The following is a 15,899-nucleotide window of genomic DNA, read 5'->3' on the forward strand; positions in this document are numbered from 1 at the left end:
ATAGCGGATTGTTGCTTATCACTAGCTGCAAGATTTAAGGATAGCATTCATATTGTTCTGGATGCTTTTTACAAAAAGGGCTGTTTAAGCGCTTCTTGACACTGCGCCTCGGGATGACAGCGCCCGGACGACAAATGGGCAAGTTTTCGGCTCTAAAAGTATAACATGGCCCACCCGCTCTTGCTACCTCTTCATCTTTATAGCGGAAACCTGATTGAAGCATGCAAGCATAAGTTGTTGCTTTTGCATTGACGCTCTGCTTTCTGTTTTCTGGATCGACATCATAAGGAGTTGGCATACCACATTCTAATAATGCTTTTCCTATTTCAGTAAAATCTGCTCCTGGCTTTTCCCAAGCACTCAAATACCCTCCAGGAGTTTTATTAAACTGACATCCAGCGATACTTAACAGAACTATTATACTCAATAATTTTAAGCTTTGTTTCATTTTTTCCTCCTTAAAGGGACTTGTACTCGATTGAATGAGCCATGAACATACCGACATGCTTGGCTCGCATCTCCAAGGCAAGTATGGGGATTTATGGGATTTGTAGCCACTCTCTACCATTCTATCCAAACGTTACTGCCAGCAGGTATCGTCTCGTAGGTATAGCCATTACCGCTAATAATTCTGCTTACAAAGTCAAATCTATTCCCATCAAAACCTGTTTCACGCGTCTGTGAATGGCTGCTATGATGGTCTGTCATGCCAACAATCGTCATACTTTCTCCCATTACATTGATATCTTGACCGGAAATCAGATGAGAAGCAATAATCGTAGCATCTCATTGTACATCCATATCAACATTGCCTGTTGCCTCAAGGATAGAGAGAATTGTTGTTGTGTGTGTTTCAGAGCTATTGGAAGATTTCTCGTGTAAAAAGCCATTTTCCGATGATTGTTTTTGCTAGTCGTAGTGTTCTTGAGCGCCTTTTATGGTAATATTGAATAATTTTGCACCGAAATACAGTTGCGGAGTGCATTTTGTCCGCCTCCACTTGTAATAAAAATTACTCTTGTATCAATATTAAAAAAATAAGTTTGATCCTTCCTCTTGTGAGAACAATAACAATAAGAATCGTAAAACTGTCACACGTTCATTGTTCTCTTTAATTTACTCTTCTATGAGATTTTATTGTAATACCTTGCTGCTGTTTATTAAAGTTTTTGTAAAAACAATGATACAATGCCTCATGTAACTTTGTTATCCACTATTTTCTACCAACGCCAATCCTCTTTGAGAAAAAATACATAAAGAACTTTATCTTCGCTTCTAAAAGCAATAGTAATTTTCTAAACAACAAAATTTAAACAACCAATTTTTTAAAGAGCTTAAAAAACAATTCTTACAATAACTTCTTTCGTGAAACAGAACTTCATTAATACGTTTAGAAAAATATATCTGCCTATAATCATGTATCTGGTAAAATCTATTTGCACTGTTAGGCATTTTAACCTGAAAGACTTATATTGATGGCACAGCTCACCATCAAAAAAACGCCTAATATTTATATGATTTTGTCGTTACCGTAAGCAATGGCTCACAAAAACTTCCAAAGCAAAATAATAACGAGCAGATTTTTTCAATCTAGATTGTTCTAACCTTTAGAGAAAACAATCAAACACCTGTTCTCCTGATGACATCAGCTATTTGTTTTGAGTTTTTTCTCTATTCACATTTTATTCAGCTTCTTTTGCTTAAAATTATAAAGTTTAAGTGCATAGAAACAAATAACAAGCCAAGCAATCCAAATAACACCTATAATTAAAACTGGTCGTGTCTCATCAAAGTACCATAGGAGAATAAAAATAAAAACCATAAATAAAATAGAAAAAATCGATCCTATTGGCCAAAATGGAATGGGAAATTTTAAACCATTCTGAGCTTCTTTAGGCATCTTAATTCGCATAAAAAATTGTGAAAGTAGAATCATCATCCAAACAAAAACTGTCGCAAATGTTGCCATTGCAGCAATAAGAAAAAAAAGCTTTTCATGATAAAAATAATTAAGGACAGCACCAAGAAGAAAAATACCAAAGATCATCAAAATAACAAAAACTGGTATACCGTTTTTTGATAAATATTGAAACTTTTTTAAAGCATAACCTTCCTGCGATAAACCATGGATCATACGACAAGCACCATACATTCCACTATTCATTGCTGAAATAGCCGCTGTAACAACAACAATATTTAAAATATTTGCTGCATATGAAATCCCAAGATTTTCAAAAATGGATACAAAAGGGCTATCCATGAGACCAATCTCATTCCAAGGATAAAGAGACATTAAAATAGCTAACGTCATGACGTAAAAAAGCAAAATACGAACTGGAGTAGAATTAATTGCCTTTGAAATCGTTTGATGAGGGTTTTGAACTTCCATGACTGCCATGCCAATGATTTCTATGCCACCAAAAGCAAAAACAACAACACTAAAGCAAGCTAAAAAACCAAACCAACCATTGGGAAAAAGTCCACCATTTTTCCATAAATTATGAACAGTAACGGTAGAAAAATCTGCACCTTCACCCCACCCCCAAAAAATAATTGCTATTCCTAAAATAATCATCGCAATGATAGCGATAACTTTAATAGAAGATAGCCAAAACTCTAGTTCACCATAGACTTCTACAGCAGCTAAATTAATACCTGTGATGATTAATGTAATACTCAGTGCCCATACCCAAGGAGCAACATCAGGATACCAAAACCCCATATAAGTCGCAAAAGCTGTAATATCAGCCAAACCAACAAGAATCATCTCAAATACATATGTCCATCCCGTTAAAAAACCTGCTAATGGTGATATGTAATTTGCCGCATAACGAGCAAAAGAACCAGGCAATGGATTATGAAGTATCATCTCTCCTAGAGCCCGCATAACCATAAAAATAGCTAAACCAGCAATACAATAGGCAATCAAAACACTGGGACCCGCAAGCTTAATTGCCTGTGCAGACCCATAAAAAAGACCTGTTCCAATAGCAGAACCAAGAGCTAAAAAAATAACTTGGCGCTTACTCATCCCTCTTTTCAGTTCATTTATTGCCATTTCTTTCCTTACTTTTTGAAATGCTGACAATCCACACCACGATAACAGCTCTATGAGAAATAAAGCCTTATGTTTCTTTCACAAATATATTTCAAAAAACATCGAAGACCAGCCAGTCCAACACTTTGCTCTAAACAATGAAAAAATACTTTTATTGCGAATTATTCAGCTTTTATAGCCTGCAATTTCGTATTATTTTATTCAAATAAAGTGATAATGAATTTTTTCATAATTGTCATTTAATTCATTTCGTATTCTCTAGTTTTTTACAGAGAAAATTAACCTTAATGTAATCTAAACTTTTAGGCTTCTATTTCAGTGTACTGAAATAGAAGCCTAAAAATTCATAACAAACACATTAACTATGCATACAATTAATTTTTTGTTACTTTAAGCCAACTTTCTTTGAGCTTATAAAAAAAAACTTTTTACGCCAATTAAATAGCTCAATTAATGATAATACGAATCTCGCAAGTTTTCAAAAGCATGAGAAAATCTATCTACAACCCATCTTTTAAGGACTCCAGCTGCCTTAACGACAAGCTTTCCAATGAAAAAAAAATATACGGTAAAAAGAGCATCTTTGATTGTTGGTCCGATGATAGCGTTCTCCTTACCTCTGGAAATTTGCCCTGAGATAGCAATAAAATCTTTGTTTTTCGCTGAAATAAGAGGCTCTTTCTCTTGGGCCACTATCATAATGAAAACTTCCTCTGGAAAGCTACCTCTCCTAAAATTTGCATGAATCTCAAGAATTTGAGAAAAAAAAAGAACTGTTATTGAAACACATAATTTAGCACTTTTAAACATTCCTTTCTCCTTTTTTATTATAAATATCAAAAATGAACTATAAAATTCATAAAGTATTAACAAATAAGAAGAATATAAAATAAAACTTTTATTTTTACTCGATACAATACATATATTATAATTTATATTTATAGAAATATAATATCAATAATATATAATTCGTGGATATTATTTAACTTATATTAAAATTTCTGATATAAATCAGAAAATATAGGTGCTTTAAGTTTATAGTTTCTATAAAATAACAAAATATCTAGTTAACTACAAAAATCAGATATATACAGTAAAAAATATATAATTTATTAAATAATTCAAATATAGTATCGCTCCTCTATATTTTCATATGAGGAAGTTTTAAAATTCAATATCCGCCCTTCAGCATTGACCTTAAAACAAATACTATTGAAAACTTAATGAAGGAAAAATTGTTTCTGGTAAAACAGATAATAAGTGCCCTTCACGCACAAGTATATGTGCTTGATGAAGATCTGGAGCCAGATAGCGATCTTCCTTAAGAGAAGCAACATTTTTTCGTAGACATTCCATAACAGATTGCAAAAAAGTACTTGTTTTTAAAGGTGCACGATATTCAATTCCTTGTGCTGCAACAAGCGTTTCAATGCCAATAAGTGTAAAAAGATTTTCGCTCATTACCAATAACCGACGCGCTCCATGGCAAGCCATTGAAACATGATCTTCTTGATTGGCAGAAGTTGGGGTTGAATCAACGGAAGCAGGATGGGCCATTTGCTTATTTTCAGACATTAAAGCTGCCGCTGTTACTTCAGCAATCATAAAACCTGAATTAAGACCCGCATTATGTGCTAAAAAAGCTGGAAGTCCATAAGAAACTGCTGGATCAACCATAAGAGCAATACGCCGTTGAGAAATAGATCCTATTTCACATAAAGCAAGAGCAATCTGATCAGCAGCAAACGCTACAGGTTCAGCATGAAAATTCCCACCTGATACAACTTCACCATTCCTTAAAATCAATGGATTATCTGTAACAGCATTTGCTTCAATAATCAGTGTTTTTGCTGCTGCCAGCAAAATATCAAAACATGCCCCCATGACCTGTGGCTGGCAACGTATACAATAAGGATCTTGTACACGCTCATCCCCCCGTAAATGTGCTGCACGAATTTCTGAATCCTCTACAAGCTTTTCTAATGTTTTCGATACAGCAATCTGCCCATAATGTCCTCGTAAAATATGGATATCAGGATGAAATGGCGCCGTTGATCCCATGATAGCATCTGTCGTCAAAGCCCCTGCCAACAATCCACCACACAATGCCCGATAACCTCGAAAAAGACCAGCAAGTGCAAGGGCTGTTGATGTTTGAGTCCCATTAATAAGAGCTAGACCTTCCTTTGCCTCTAAAATAATAGGGGACAATCCCGCTTTCTCTAATGCAACCGCCCCACTCATACGAATATTTTGAAAAAATGCTTCCCCTTCTCCCATCATAACAGCCGCCATGTGAGCAAGTGGAGCTAGATCACCTGAAGCACCTACAGACCCTTTTTCAGGGATGACAGGAATGACGCCCTTTGCAAGCATATTTTCCAGCAAATTTACTAATTCTAGACGAACTCCTGAAGCCCCTCTTCCTAAAGAGATAAGCTTTAAGCTCATTATCAAACGCACAATATTTTCAGCTAAAGGCTCTCCTACCCCACAACAATGGGACAAAATAAGGTTTCTCTGTAAAACAGCGACATCGTCCGCATCAATTTTAATGGAAGCCAACTTCCCAAAACCAGTATTAATACCGTACACAGGCTCACTTCCAGCAGCAATTTCAGCAATGCGCTGAGCCCCTTTCTTGATAGCTAAATGCGTGTCATTATGAAGTTTACTCACTTCACCATTAAAATAAATAGCTGCAAGTTCACTAAGCGTCACTTCGCTCGGTTTCAGTATAATAGTCATAATTTACTTTCTTTTTTTATCAAAGTATAATGTTTAGCATTATTGATCCTTCTATAAAACAAAAAAACTATAACGACTCTTTAAAACGAGAATGCTTTCTTAAAGACATTCCTTACAGTGGAGTCATTATTCAAAAGTAGAATAGTTTACGATAAATGAAAATGAAATATTGACAAGCTCAACCAAGGTCATGGATTTCAAAAATAGACAACACATTAATTTATAATCATGATCTAGCATTATTAATATTAAATGAGAGAGCGGAATATCTTAAGATTCTTTCATTCCAAATCTGTGTATGTTGAATCAATCAAAACCATTCGCTTGCACGTCATAAGCGAGATTGTCGTATGGATAAAACTGTACAAAAAAGGACTAAAAACTCCTCTTATAAACCATGTCAAGGGCTGTCGCAACATTGGAAAATGACAAAGTGTGTGATGGTGCAGGCTTATTCTTTTATGAAGCGTAAAGATGGAGAACTCAATGGATTTATCATCAAGCTATTCCTACTAAACTTATAAAAACCTTAAATAGATAGCTGCCACAATCTATCATGATTGCAAAAATTAAACTCTATAGAAAATTAAAAAACTTATTCAACACATCACAACAGAGAAAAATTGAGCTTATTTGCCACTTCTAAAATTGTATTTAAAGCGCCAGATTAAACCTTGAAAAACACATCTTCAATAAAACCACATAAGACTCGGACTAACCCGTTATTTAAAATAGAAAATAAAAGAAGTTTTCTTATATCAAAAAAAATTAATTAATATATTGTTTTTATATTATATCTTCTAAAAAGAGAAATGCTTCATATAGCATATTTATATTTTACTTTTTGTTATATTCAATCTGAATTTAGAGATAATTTCAAAATGAGTTGTTTTTTAAAGGTTCTTCCAAGCCATTACCTTTTTTACTACAAATTTCTGATTATGATAATTTTTTGTACCTTTTCAGTTATTTTTGTCAAAATTTATTAAAAACACTCTCATTTAATAATAAAAAGCAATCATAAAAACAAAGAATTATCAAACATTTCTATTCAATCTACCTCTTTCCATTTTATAAAATAATCTGTTGTTAAACTGCAGTAAAGAAAGCGCTTCGATGCTATAATGCAGTGCATAAATTTTCTATTTAAACTCTCTCATATTAAATGAATAATGAAAATCAGCGGTAATAAGATGTCAATGTGAATGCTGAAGAAAAAACTTTCCCCCTCAAAGTCTGCCTTAATAATGCGTTAATTTCCTGAATACCGCCCACTCTGATGTGCTAAAAGAGCAAAAGCAATCATCGATATCGGATTATCCTGCATACATATAGAGCTCACTTCGATACAAAAGCTCCAAATTGCCTTGCACTTCATATTTCTTTATCAATGCGACCAATTGCCGCAAATATTCTTCCCCATAGAAAGCAATAGCGCGTTGCGCTTGCGTTGAAGAGCGGCTCATTCCAATAAAAGCTTCAGATGGGATCATCATCGTCCAATTGTGCGTATGAAAAAAAATCTTTTCTGGATCTACCCCAAAGCCATCACTCATTTCCTGTAAAAAATCAAAATTACGATAATACCGAGAATAGTTCGGACTCATTTTCTCTAACAATGTCTCATAAGCCTCTAGAAATTCGCTATGCTGGAAATCGCGATTATTTTGAATAACCGCCATGACACCATTGACCCGAAGTTGATCTGAAACAGAACAAAGCAACTTAGAACGATCCATCCACTGAAACGCTTGCGCTGCAATGACAAGATCAACCTCGCCAATTTGAGGCAATAGGTCTTCGGCACGGCCCTGATACCACTGCACCGTAGGAAATTTTTTTCGCCCCTGCTTAATCATATCTGCCGATACATCGATAGCATGATATTGGTGCTCATTTCCTAAAAATTTAACAATTCCCTCTAATGCGATGCCTGTCCCAGCACCCACATCCACAATGGACAAATGCTTTTTGTTCTTAAAAGGATGAAGCATGGTTTTAAATAAAGTAAGGGGATAGCGAGGACGATAACGATCATAATCATTAGCCAATCCATCAAACTTTTCACTTTGCCGCTGAACACTTTCTATCATAGGACTTTCACCCTCCTTCTCAATTACTACCATACATAATAAAAAAGCCTTTTTTATCCAATGTATTAAAACTTCTAAAGGAGGAAAATAAGAACTGCCCTGACCTTCTATCTTTCCATAAGATTGATACTTACATTTTTCTCTTTTCCAATTGTTATCTGCACGTTGCGAAATCCAAACTCCTACGAAAATAATATAATTTTCTGTAATAATAATTGATATAAATATTATTGATCTTTTATAAGATGACATCTATATTACTATTATTATTTTAATATCAACAAGTCACTTAAGCGTACCTAAAACGCATAGAGATATCAATTTATTGATAAATACGCCTGTTTATAAAGTTCAAAATACTTTCCACCAAGAAAATAAACCCTATATAATACATAAAATATCTGTGGAGACATCTTTATGTTAAATGTACAAACTTCTTCAATGTTTAAAATATTAAAAAAATTTCCAATCGTGATTTTTTTGGCATGGTTAGTGCCATTTTTAAGTGGGTGCGGATTTAATACGATACCAACAAATGAAGAAAAAGCACATGCAGCATGGAGTGAAGTGCTCAATCAATATCAACGTCGTACAGATCTCATTCCCAATCTTGTAGAAACAGTTAAAGCTTACGCAGCTCATGAACAAAGCGTTTTCACAAATGTAATTGAAGCACGCGCCAAAGCAACGCAAGTCAACATTAATGCAGATATGTTGAATAATCCAGAAGTTATGCAGCAATATCTCAAAAATCAAGCAAATTTATCAAGTGCACTTTCGCGGCTTATGGCTGTTGTTGAAAACTATCCGGATCTTAAAGCAAACCAAAACTTTCTTGCTCTTCAATCACAATTAGAAGGAACAGAAAACCGTATTTCCGTTGCGCGCCGCGATTATATTGAAACAGTACGTGCCTACAATACTGCACTCAAAACAATGCCGACGATGATTTGGGCAAAATTATGGTTTCGTGATGCTAAACCTATGCCAACTTTTACCATCGATACTGATAGCCAACAAACACCAAAGGTTAATTTTAATTAATGAAATCATTTCGATACTCTTTGCAACGTATTGTATTTCCAAAATTATGGGCTTTTATCTGCTCTCTGTATTTAGTTGCTGCATTGGGAAGTATCGCTTGTTCGCAAATAAAATTTCCTCATTTAACAGGTTATGTTAATGATGTGGCTCATTTGCTCGATAATGCAACCAAGGAAGACTTGACAAAAAAACTGGCAGCACTCGAAGAGAAAACGGGAGATCAAATTGTTCTTGTGACACTCCCTACTCTTTCTGGCAATGATATAGAAACATACAGCAATTCTCTTTTTCGTACATGGGGATTAGGCCAAAAGAAGATCAATAATGGTGTATTACTGGTCATTGCACCGAATGAACGCACAGCACGTATCGAAGTAGGATATGGTTTGGAAGGAGAGCTAACAGATGCTCTTTCCTCTGTCATTATTAATAGCTTCATGATTCCTAATTTTCGTGAAGGAAATTATCAAAAAGGAATTGCTGAAGCAGTTGATGCAATTATCAAAGTTATTACAGAAAGTGATTCTGATTTTACTTTTCGCATCAAAGAAAAAGCTAAAATCGTTGAAGAACAACGTAAACAAGCTGAAAAAGAAGAAATAATTATAAATACAATCATGTTTCTCATTCTCTTTATAGTCGTTGGTTTGCCCATTCTTGCAATGATTTTTGGTAAAAAAGTGGGTCCACAAAAGTATCTCTGGCTGGGGATCATCTTCACACCTTGGTTTCTTAACTTAAGTGCCGGTGGCAGATATCCTGGTGGAAGGTTCGGTGGTCCTCGAGGTGGAGGGGGATTTAGGGGTGGTGGTGGATCATCAGGTGGTGGTGGTGCAACAGGAAGATGGTAAAAGGAACGTGGATTTTTAAGCGTAGCAAATCTTCTTAAGATAAAATTTATGAACGTATTCTCTTTTATTCAACAATTCTATACCTTACTCTGTAATCACTTTTATTGATTACAAAATAAACTCAAACATCAAGATAAATATTACCAATGACATTTGAATTGAAACATACGGATCGTAATCACTTATCACATCATTTTAATGCAATTCTAGGAAATCCACCCGTTGAATGGAAGATAAGTGATCATCTAGTTGAGTATCCTGAAGCTCTGCGTTATATGCAAGAACGTGTAGAAAAAATTCTTGCAAAAACCGCGCATGAACAAGTTTGGCTTCTTGAACACCCTTCCCTTTATACAGCGGGAACGAGTGCAAATAAAAAAGATCTTTTAGCGCCTAATTTATTCCCTGTTTATGAAGCAGGACGTGGAGGTGAATTTACATATCACGGTCCAGGACAGCGTATTGCTTATATCATGCTTGATCTTAAACGCCGAAAACAAGACATTCGTGCTTTCATTAGTGCATTAGAAGAATGGATCATACAGATGCTTGCCAACTTTAATATTAAAGGCGAACGCAGAGAAGATCGCGTTGGTGTCTGGGTTAAACAGTCTCATTGCCCATCAAAACAAAATGATCTTTCTTCCGAAGATAAAATTGCAGCTATTGGCATTCGAGTGCGCAAATGGATAAGTTTTCATGGAGTTTCTATCAATGTTAATCCTAACTTAGCCCATTATTCAGGAATTGTTCCTTGTGGAATTACAAACCACGGTGTAACAAGCTTTCTTAATCTCGGTTGCCATGTAGCAATGCATGATGTTGATATTGCTCTCAAACACGCTTTTGAACAAATTTTTGGCCCAACAATCGATGTTTCCTAAGTGCATTGATTTTTAAATAAAAAACAGGCATAAAATTATTTTAATAAATATTTGATTTTATGAGGTGGATAGTTAAACGCTATGAGCGATAACAAAAAGGATCTTTTTAGTGTTTTAAATAAAGCCCAATCTCGGGTAAATACAAAAGAAAACACTCTGCAGTCTCCAATGAAATCAAACGCGATGATTTCAAGAAAAAGTGCAAAAGATACGCAAGAAGATGACTATAATGCCCTCTCTATTCGAGTTCTTGAGGGTTTAGAGCCTGTACGTTTACGCCCTGGAATGTATATTGGTGGAACAGACAGTAAAGCGCTTCATCATTTATTTGCCGAAATTATTGATAACGCGATGGATGAAGCTGTTGCGGGTTATGCAGATTCTATTGAGGTCTCATTAGATAGGAACGGTTATATAACCGTTACAGATAATGGACGCGGTATTCCTGTTGAAAATCATCCTCAAATGCCTGAGAAATCGACTCTTGAAGTTATTATGACACAACTCCACTCAGGGGGAAAATTTGATGGAAAGGCTTATCAAACTGCAGGTGGACTTCATGGAGTAGGAATTTCTGTCGTCAATGCTCTTTCTGATGATATGGAAGTTGAAGTTGCACGAGAACGAAAACTTTACCGCCAACGTTTCTCACGTGGTATTCCTCAATCTGGATTGGAAGATCTGGGAGATGTTTATAATCGTCGTGGTACGCGCGTTCGTTTTCATCCTGATCATGAAATTTTTGGTGAAAAAGCAGCTTTTGATCCAGAAAAAATCTATAAGATGACATGCTCCAAAGCCTATCTTTTTGGTGGCGTAAAAATTCGCTGGTCTTGTGATCCCGTCATACTTGAAGGCGCAAAAAATATTCCTGAAAAAGCTGTTTTTCATTTTCCCGATGGGCTTAAAGACTATTTACTTTCGTCACTAAAAGATGAATATCGAGTAACGTCAGAAATTTTTTCTGGCAAAACACAACACAATAATGGCCATGGCTCCGTTGAGTGGGCTATCGCTTGGCATGGTGGTGATTCTTGTGTGCAATCTTACTGCAATACGATTCCTACAGGAGAAGGCGGAACACATGAAATAGGATTACGTCAAGCTCTTTTGCGTGGATTGAAATCCTACGCTGAGTTAATAGGAAACAAGCGCGCAACGATTATTACGTCTGACGATATTATGATTTCAACAGCCGCAATACTTTCAGTCTTTATCAGTAACCCTGAATTTGTTGGACAAACAAAAGATCGATTAGCAACCATTGAAGCACAGCGTATCGTTGAGAATGCAATCCGCGATCCTTTTGATCATTGGTTAGCAAATTCCCCACAAGAAGCAACAAAACTTCTCGATTGGGTTATTGAACGTGCTGAAGAACGTGTTAAACGACGCCAAGATAGAGAAATAAGTCGAAAAACTGCTGTCCGTAAATTACGTCTGCCCGGTAAACTTGCAGATTGTAGCCAGAACCATGCTTTGGGTGCTGAACTATTCATTGTTGAAGGAGATTCTGCAGGAGGATCTGCTAAACAAGCAAGAAATAGAGCAAACCAAGCAATTTTACCTCTTCGTGGTAAAATCTTAAATGTCGCCAATGCTGCACATGAAAAAATGAACTCAAGCCAAACAATTAGCGATCTTATCCTTGCTCTTGGATGTGGAACACGCTCCAAGTATCGTGAAAAAGATCTCAGATATGAACGTATTATCATCATGACAGATGCTGATGTTGATGGTGCTCATATTGCGTCACTGCTCATTACCTTCTTCTTTCAAGAAATGCCTGACCTTATTCATCAGGGACATTTATATCTTGCCGTCCCTCCCCTTTATAGAATATCGCAAGGAGGAAAAGTTGCTTATGCTCGTGACGACATTCATAAGGATGAATTGCTCAAAACTGAATTTACTGGAAAAGCTAAAATCGAAATCGGGCGTTTTAAAGGGCTGGGTGAAATGCGCGCAGAACAACTTAAAGAAACGACTATGCATCCTCAAAAACGTACATTGCTTCGTGTTTCTATTGATGCCGTGGAAATGCAAGAAACGAAAAAGACTGTAGAAAGTCTCATGGGAACAAAACCAGAAGCACGATTTCGTTTCATACAAGAAAACTCTACTTTTGCTTCTAATCTAGACATCTAATGTAAAAAATATCCCTGTCAAACCACTGCAGCTGCGTCAATCACGCGCAGTTGCGGATTGATCGTTCCATTCCAATAATTCAAACTAAGATGACCAGCTAAATGAATCATTTCACCAATATTTTCAAAAAGAAAATCACCAAGCGATGTCCCTACAGCACGAAAAGCTATTCCTTGTAGTTTTTTTCCTTCAACATTAGATACAATGAGGCGAAGATGTCCTTTACCAACTTCAGATAGATTCACCAGTCGATGAGAGGGAAGAACAAAAACAGGTGTTGCATTCCCTGCCCCAAATGGCCCTGCTTTTTCAAGCAATTCAAACAGCGCTTCATTAACACCAGAAGCAGAAAGAGAACCATCTATACTAAGAGATTTTTTTGCACGCAACTGTGAAACCATTAAAGAAACTTTTTCTTCTAGCCATTTTCGAAAAATTTCAATTTTTGTTGATTGAATTGTAATTCCTGCTGCCATACTATGTCCCCCTCCTTTTTCTAATAAATTTAATGTAACAGCTTCACGAACGAGTGCTCCTAAATCTATACCATTAATTGAGCGTCCCGACCCTACGCCATTTCCATCTTCTTTCAAAGCAATAGCAAAAACAGGGCAAAAAAAACGCTCTTTGAGACGGGAAGCAAGAATACCAATAATTCCCGGATGCCATTCTTTATGAGAAATCACAAGTGACAATGGTATTTCTTGATCTTGATAAAGAGAAGAAATGTAAGATTCCGCTTGTGCTAATTGAATGTTCTCCATTTCTTGGCGTTCTTGATTAAGCCGATCTAATTGTTCTGCTATTCTGTCCGCTTCATCTTTATTCTCACAGCTAAGCAAACGTGCTCCCAAAGCTTGATCACCAATGCGCCCTCCTGCATTAATTCTAGGACCTAATAAAAAACCTAAATGAAAACTATTAAGCGGCTCCCCTATTCGTGCAACCTTTGTTAAAGCTGTTATTCCTAGATTATGCATAGAACGAGCAACTTGAAGCCCTTTTAACACAAAAGCACGGTTAACCCCCTGTAATGGAACGACATCACATATGGTTGCCAATGCAACAAGATCAAGCATACTTAAAAGATCAGGCAGCGGTCCTTGGAATTGTTTTTTCCGCAGCAAATGATGAACCCAAGCTAACGTAACAAAAACAACGCCAGCTGCACATAAATGCCCCTGTTTAGAAAAATCATCAGGACGATTAGGATTGACAAGAGCAACAGCTTCTTGATGAATCTCTGACATTTGATGATGATCTAAAATCACAACATCAGCACCAGCAAGCCTCGCTGCTTTTACCGCATCTGGACTATTTGCGCCACAATCAACAGTGATAATTAACCGAGCACCTTCTTGCACAAGCATCCTCATTGCTTGTTCATTCGGACCATAGCCTTCAACAATACGATCAGGAATATAAATTTTGACTTCAATACCAAAATAACGAAAAAAACGCGCTATGAGTGCTGAAGAACAAGCACCATCAACATCATAATCACCAAAAACAGCAACCTGTTCTTGATTGAGAAGAGCCTTAACAATACGCTCTGCAGCGCATTGCATATCTCTAAAACTTTCTGGATCAGGCATAAGCGTACGTAATGTTGGATTAATAAAAGCAACAGCCTCAGCTTCATCCACATCTCTTGCTGAAAGTACTCGAGCTAACTGATCTGGAAAACCAAATTTTTGAGAAATAGCGCGCGCATTATTTATCCCTTGAACATCAAGGGCATCTAACCAAGCTTGACCACAAGCAGAAGATTCAACATTGAGAAAATAACGAGACCACTGCATTATTACTTATTTTATAATGAAGAACGATAAAATACAATCATGCGTTAAAGATAAAATAGTCTTTTGCAACATTCATTTTAAATTTAAATGGTCCACAAACTTCTTTAATGTAGTATTATAATACCTTTCTCATAACATGTTGTTTTATAAAGTTTTTATTTTCTCTTGACGTCAATCAAAAGACATTATATCAGAGCAAGTAGTATGCGTTAAATATTTCGCTATGGTAACAATTTTCAACGCAAAACAGTAAAAATTCCCTTATATTAAAAGGGTTCTAATAAAGGATACTTCTATGGCAACTTTTTCACAAAAGCCAACTGAAGTGGTGAAAAAATGGGTTATTATTGACGCAGAAAACCTTGTTTTAGGTCGTCTTGCCACATTTGTTGCTAACCGCTTACGTGGCAAACATAAAGCTACATTTACTCCACATGTTGATGATGGTGACAACGTTATTGTCATTAATGCAGATAAAATAGCTCTCACTGGCAAAAAATATACGGATAAAAAATATTATTGGCATACCGGCTATATTGGTGGAATCAAACAACGTACAGCACGTCAACTTCTTGAGGGGCGTTTTCCCGAACGCGTTATTGAAAAAGCGGTAGAGCGTATGATTCCTCGTGGACCTCTTGGTCGCCGTCAATTGAAGAATCTACGTGTTTACGCTGGAAGCCAACATCCACATGAAGCACAACAGCCTGAATCTCTTGACGTTGGTGCTTTAAACCGCAAAAACAAAAGGATTGCTTGATTATGGCTGAAATTAATTCTCTTTCTGAGCTTAGCATAGTAACAAGTATTACAGAAACACATGAAAATGTTGTTCCTGTTCACGTGCAAAAGCTTGATTCACAAGGACGTGCTTACGCAACAGGAAAGCGTAAAGACGCTGTTGCACGTGTATGGATTAAACCAGGTTCTGGAAAAATCACGATCAACAATAAGGAATTTGACAAATATTTTGCTCGTCCTGTTCTTAGAATGATTCTTCGTCAACCAATTGTTGCAACAAATAGGGATACCCAGTTTGATATTATTGCAACCGTTGCAGGCGGTGGTCTTTCCGGACAAGCCGGTGCAGTGCGCCATGGCATTTCCAAAGCTTTAACCTATTACGAACCAGAACTTCGCTCAATCTTGAAAAAAGGTGGGTTTCTTACCCGTGATAGTCGTGTTGTTGAACGTAAAAAATACGGTAAAGCAAAAGCACGTCGTTCTTTCCAATTCTCAAAGCGTTAATTTCAATTTTTGCAATGCATAAA

The 15,899-nt window shown here is 36.3% G+C and carries 13 protein-coding genes; 6 read left to right on the plus strand and 7 right to left on the minus strand.

The genetic code is table 11. From position 1 onward, the window contains the following. Positions 1 to 34 precede the first annotated feature (34 nt). The 6 genes from ACFIME_RS05535 to ACFIME_RS05560 all read right to left on the minus strand — a co-directional run bounded on the left by ACFIME_RS05535 (position 35) and on the right by ACFIME_RS05560 (position 7,899). Complete coding sequence (locus tag ACFIME_RS05535; RefSeq protein ID WP_375662446.1) at positions 35 to 448, minus strand: hypothetical protein; 414 nt, start codon at positions 446 to 448, stop codon at positions 35 to 37. Between the two features lie 113 nt (positions 449 to 561). Then, entirely contained in the window at positions 562 to 723 is a 162-nt protein-coding gene (locus ACFIME_RS05540; protein ID WP_375617748.1) for a hypothetical protein, read from the minus strand. Positions 724 to 1,675: 952 nt separating this feature from the next. After that, on the minus strand, positions 1,676 to 3,058 hold the full coding sequence (locus ACFIME_RS05545; RefSeq protein ID WP_375613124.1) for an amino acid permease: 1,383 nt from the start codon (positions 3,056 to 3,058) through the stop codon (positions 1,676 to 1,678). A gap of 450 nt (positions 3,059 to 3,508) precedes the next feature. After that, the gene (locus ACFIME_RS05550) at positions 3,509 to 3,868 is read right to left on the minus strand and encodes a hypothetical protein (RefSeq protein ID WP_375662447.1); all 360 of its coding nucleotides are present in this window, start codon (positions 3,866 to 3,868) and stop codon (positions 3,509 to 3,511) included. Between the two features lie 399 nt (positions 3,869 to 4,267). Beyond that, positions 4,268 to 5,806: a histidine ammonia-lyase gene (gene hutH / locus ACFIME_RS05555; RefSeq protein WP_375633778.1), complete on the minus strand. Its 1,539-nt coding sequence runs from the start codon at positions 5,804 to 5,806 to the stop codon at positions 4,268 to 4,270. A gap of 1,316 nt (positions 5,807 to 7,122) precedes the next feature. Then, positions 7,123 to 7,899, minus strand: coding sequence for a class I SAM-dependent methyltransferase (locus tag ACFIME_RS05560; RefSeq protein WP_375636973.1), 777 nt, complete (start codon positions 7,897 to 7,899; stop codon positions 7,123 to 7,125). A gap of 417 nt (positions 7,900 to 8,316) precedes the next feature. Between ACFIME_RS05560 and ACFIME_RS05565 the strand changes: the two genes are divergently transcribed. From ACFIME_RS05565 to parE, 4 genes are all read left to right on the plus strand, one after another. Further along, positions 8,317 to 8,943: a LemA family protein gene (locus tag ACFIME_RS05565; protein WP_375633780.1), complete on the plus strand. Its 627-nt coding sequence runs from the start codon at positions 8,317 to 8,319 to the stop codon at positions 8,941 to 8,943. Next, positions 8,943 to 9,794, plus strand: a complete 852-nt coding sequence (locus ACFIME_RS05570; protein ID WP_375633781.1) for a TPM domain-containing protein — start codon at positions 8,943 to 8,945, stop codon at positions 9,792 to 9,794. Before ACFIME_RS05565 ends, ACFIME_RS05570 begins: the two co-directional genes overlap by 1 nt. 146 nt (positions 9,795 to 9,940) lie before the next feature. After that, positions 9,941 to 10,678 carry a lipoyl(octanoyl) transferase LipB gene (lipB, locus tag ACFIME_RS05575; RefSeq protein WP_375662448.1) on the plus strand — a complete coding sequence of 246 codons (738 nt, stop codon included), beginning with the start codon at positions 9,941 to 9,943 and terminating at the stop codon, positions 10,676 to 10,678. An 81-nt stretch (positions 10,679 to 10,759) separates the two neighbouring features. After that, positions 10,760 to 12,826, plus strand: coding sequence for a DNA topoisomerase IV subunit B (gene parE / locus ACFIME_RS05580; RefSeq protein WP_375662449.1), 2,067 nt, complete (start codon positions 10,760 to 10,762; stop codon positions 12,824 to 12,826). A gap of 17 nt (positions 12,827 to 12,843) precedes the next feature. On the opposite strand, the gene recJ is transcribed toward parE, so the two are convergent. After that, positions 12,844 to 14,628 (minus strand): single-stranded-DNA-specific exonuclease RecJ, encoded by a 1,785-nt coding sequence (recJ, locus tag ACFIME_RS05585; RefSeq protein ID WP_375611494.1) that lies wholly within the window; start codon positions 14,626 to 14,628, stop codon positions 12,844 to 12,846. 295 nt (positions 14,629 to 14,923) lie between these two features. Here recJ and rplM point away from each other — a divergent pair, with 295 nt between their 5' ends. Continuing rightward, positions 14,924 to 15,388: a 50S ribosomal protein L13 gene (gene rplM / locus ACFIME_RS05590; RefSeq protein WP_015856544.1), complete on the plus strand. Its 465-nt coding sequence runs from the start codon at positions 14,924 to 14,926 to the stop codon at positions 15,386 to 15,388. Positions 15,389 to 15,390: 2 nt separating this feature from the next. Then, complete coding sequence (rpsI, locus tag ACFIME_RS05595) at positions 15,391 to 15,876, plus strand: 30S ribosomal protein S9 (RefSeq protein ID WP_015856545.1); 486 nt, start codon at positions 15,391 to 15,393, stop codon at positions 15,874 to 15,876. The last annotated feature ends 23 nt before the right edge of the window (positions 15,877 to 15,899 follow it).

Source organism: Bartonella sp. AP1QHHD, from assembly GCF_042196265.1.
Lineage (GTDB): Bacteria > Pseudomonadota > Alphaproteobacteria > Rhizobiales > Rhizobiaceae > Bartonella.

Bases quoted from the DNA above. Each gene is read 5' to 3' on its own strand.
- ACFIME_RS05535 (WP_375662446.1), bottom strand. From the start codon at position 448: ATGAAACAAAGCTTAAAATTATTGAGTATAATAGTTCTGTTAAGTATC.
- ACFIME_RS05540 (WP_375617748.1), bottom strand. From the start codon at position 723: ATGACGATTGTTGGCATGACAGACCATCATAGCAGCCATTCACAGACG.
- ACFIME_RS05545 (WP_375613124.1), bottom strand. From the start codon at position 3,058: ATGGCAATAAATGAACTGAAAAGAGGGATGAGTAAGCGCCAAGTTATT.
- ACFIME_RS05550 (WP_375662447.1), bottom strand. From the start codon at position 3,868: ATGTTTAAAAGTGCTAAATTATGTGTTTCAATAACAGTTCTTTTTTTT.
- hutH (WP_375633778.1), bottom strand. From the start codon at position 5,806: ATGACTATTATACTGAAACCGAGCGAAGTGACGCTTAGTGAACTTGCA.
- ACFIME_RS05560 (WP_375636973.1), bottom strand. From the start codon at position 7,899: ATGATAGAAAGTGTTCAGCGGCAAAGTGAAAAGTTTGATGGATTGGCT.
- ACFIME_RS05565 (WP_375633780.1), top strand. From the start codon at position 8,317: ATGTTAAATGTACAAACTTCTTCAATGTTTAAAATATTAAAAAAATTT.
- ACFIME_RS05570 (WP_375633781.1), top strand. From the start codon at position 8,943: ATGAAATCATTTCGATACTCTTTGCAACGTATTGTATTTCCAAAATTA.
- lipB (WP_375662448.1), top strand. From the start codon at position 9,941: ATGACATTTGAATTGAAACATACGGATCGTAATCACTTATCACATCAT.
- parE (WP_375662449.1), top strand. From the start codon at position 10,760: ATGAGCGATAACAAAAAGGATCTTTTTAGTGTTTTAAATAAAGCCCAA.
- recJ (WP_375611494.1), bottom strand. From the start codon at position 14,628: ATGCAGTGGTCTCGTTATTTTCTCAATGTTGAATCTTCTGCTTGTGGT.
- rplM (WP_015856544.1), top strand. From the start codon at position 14,924: ATGGCAACTTTTTCACAAAAGCCAACTGAAGTGGTGAAAAAATGGGTT.
- rpsI (WP_015856545.1), top strand. From the start codon at position 15,391: ATGGCTGAAATTAATTCTCTTTCTGAGCTTAGCATAGTAACAAGTATT.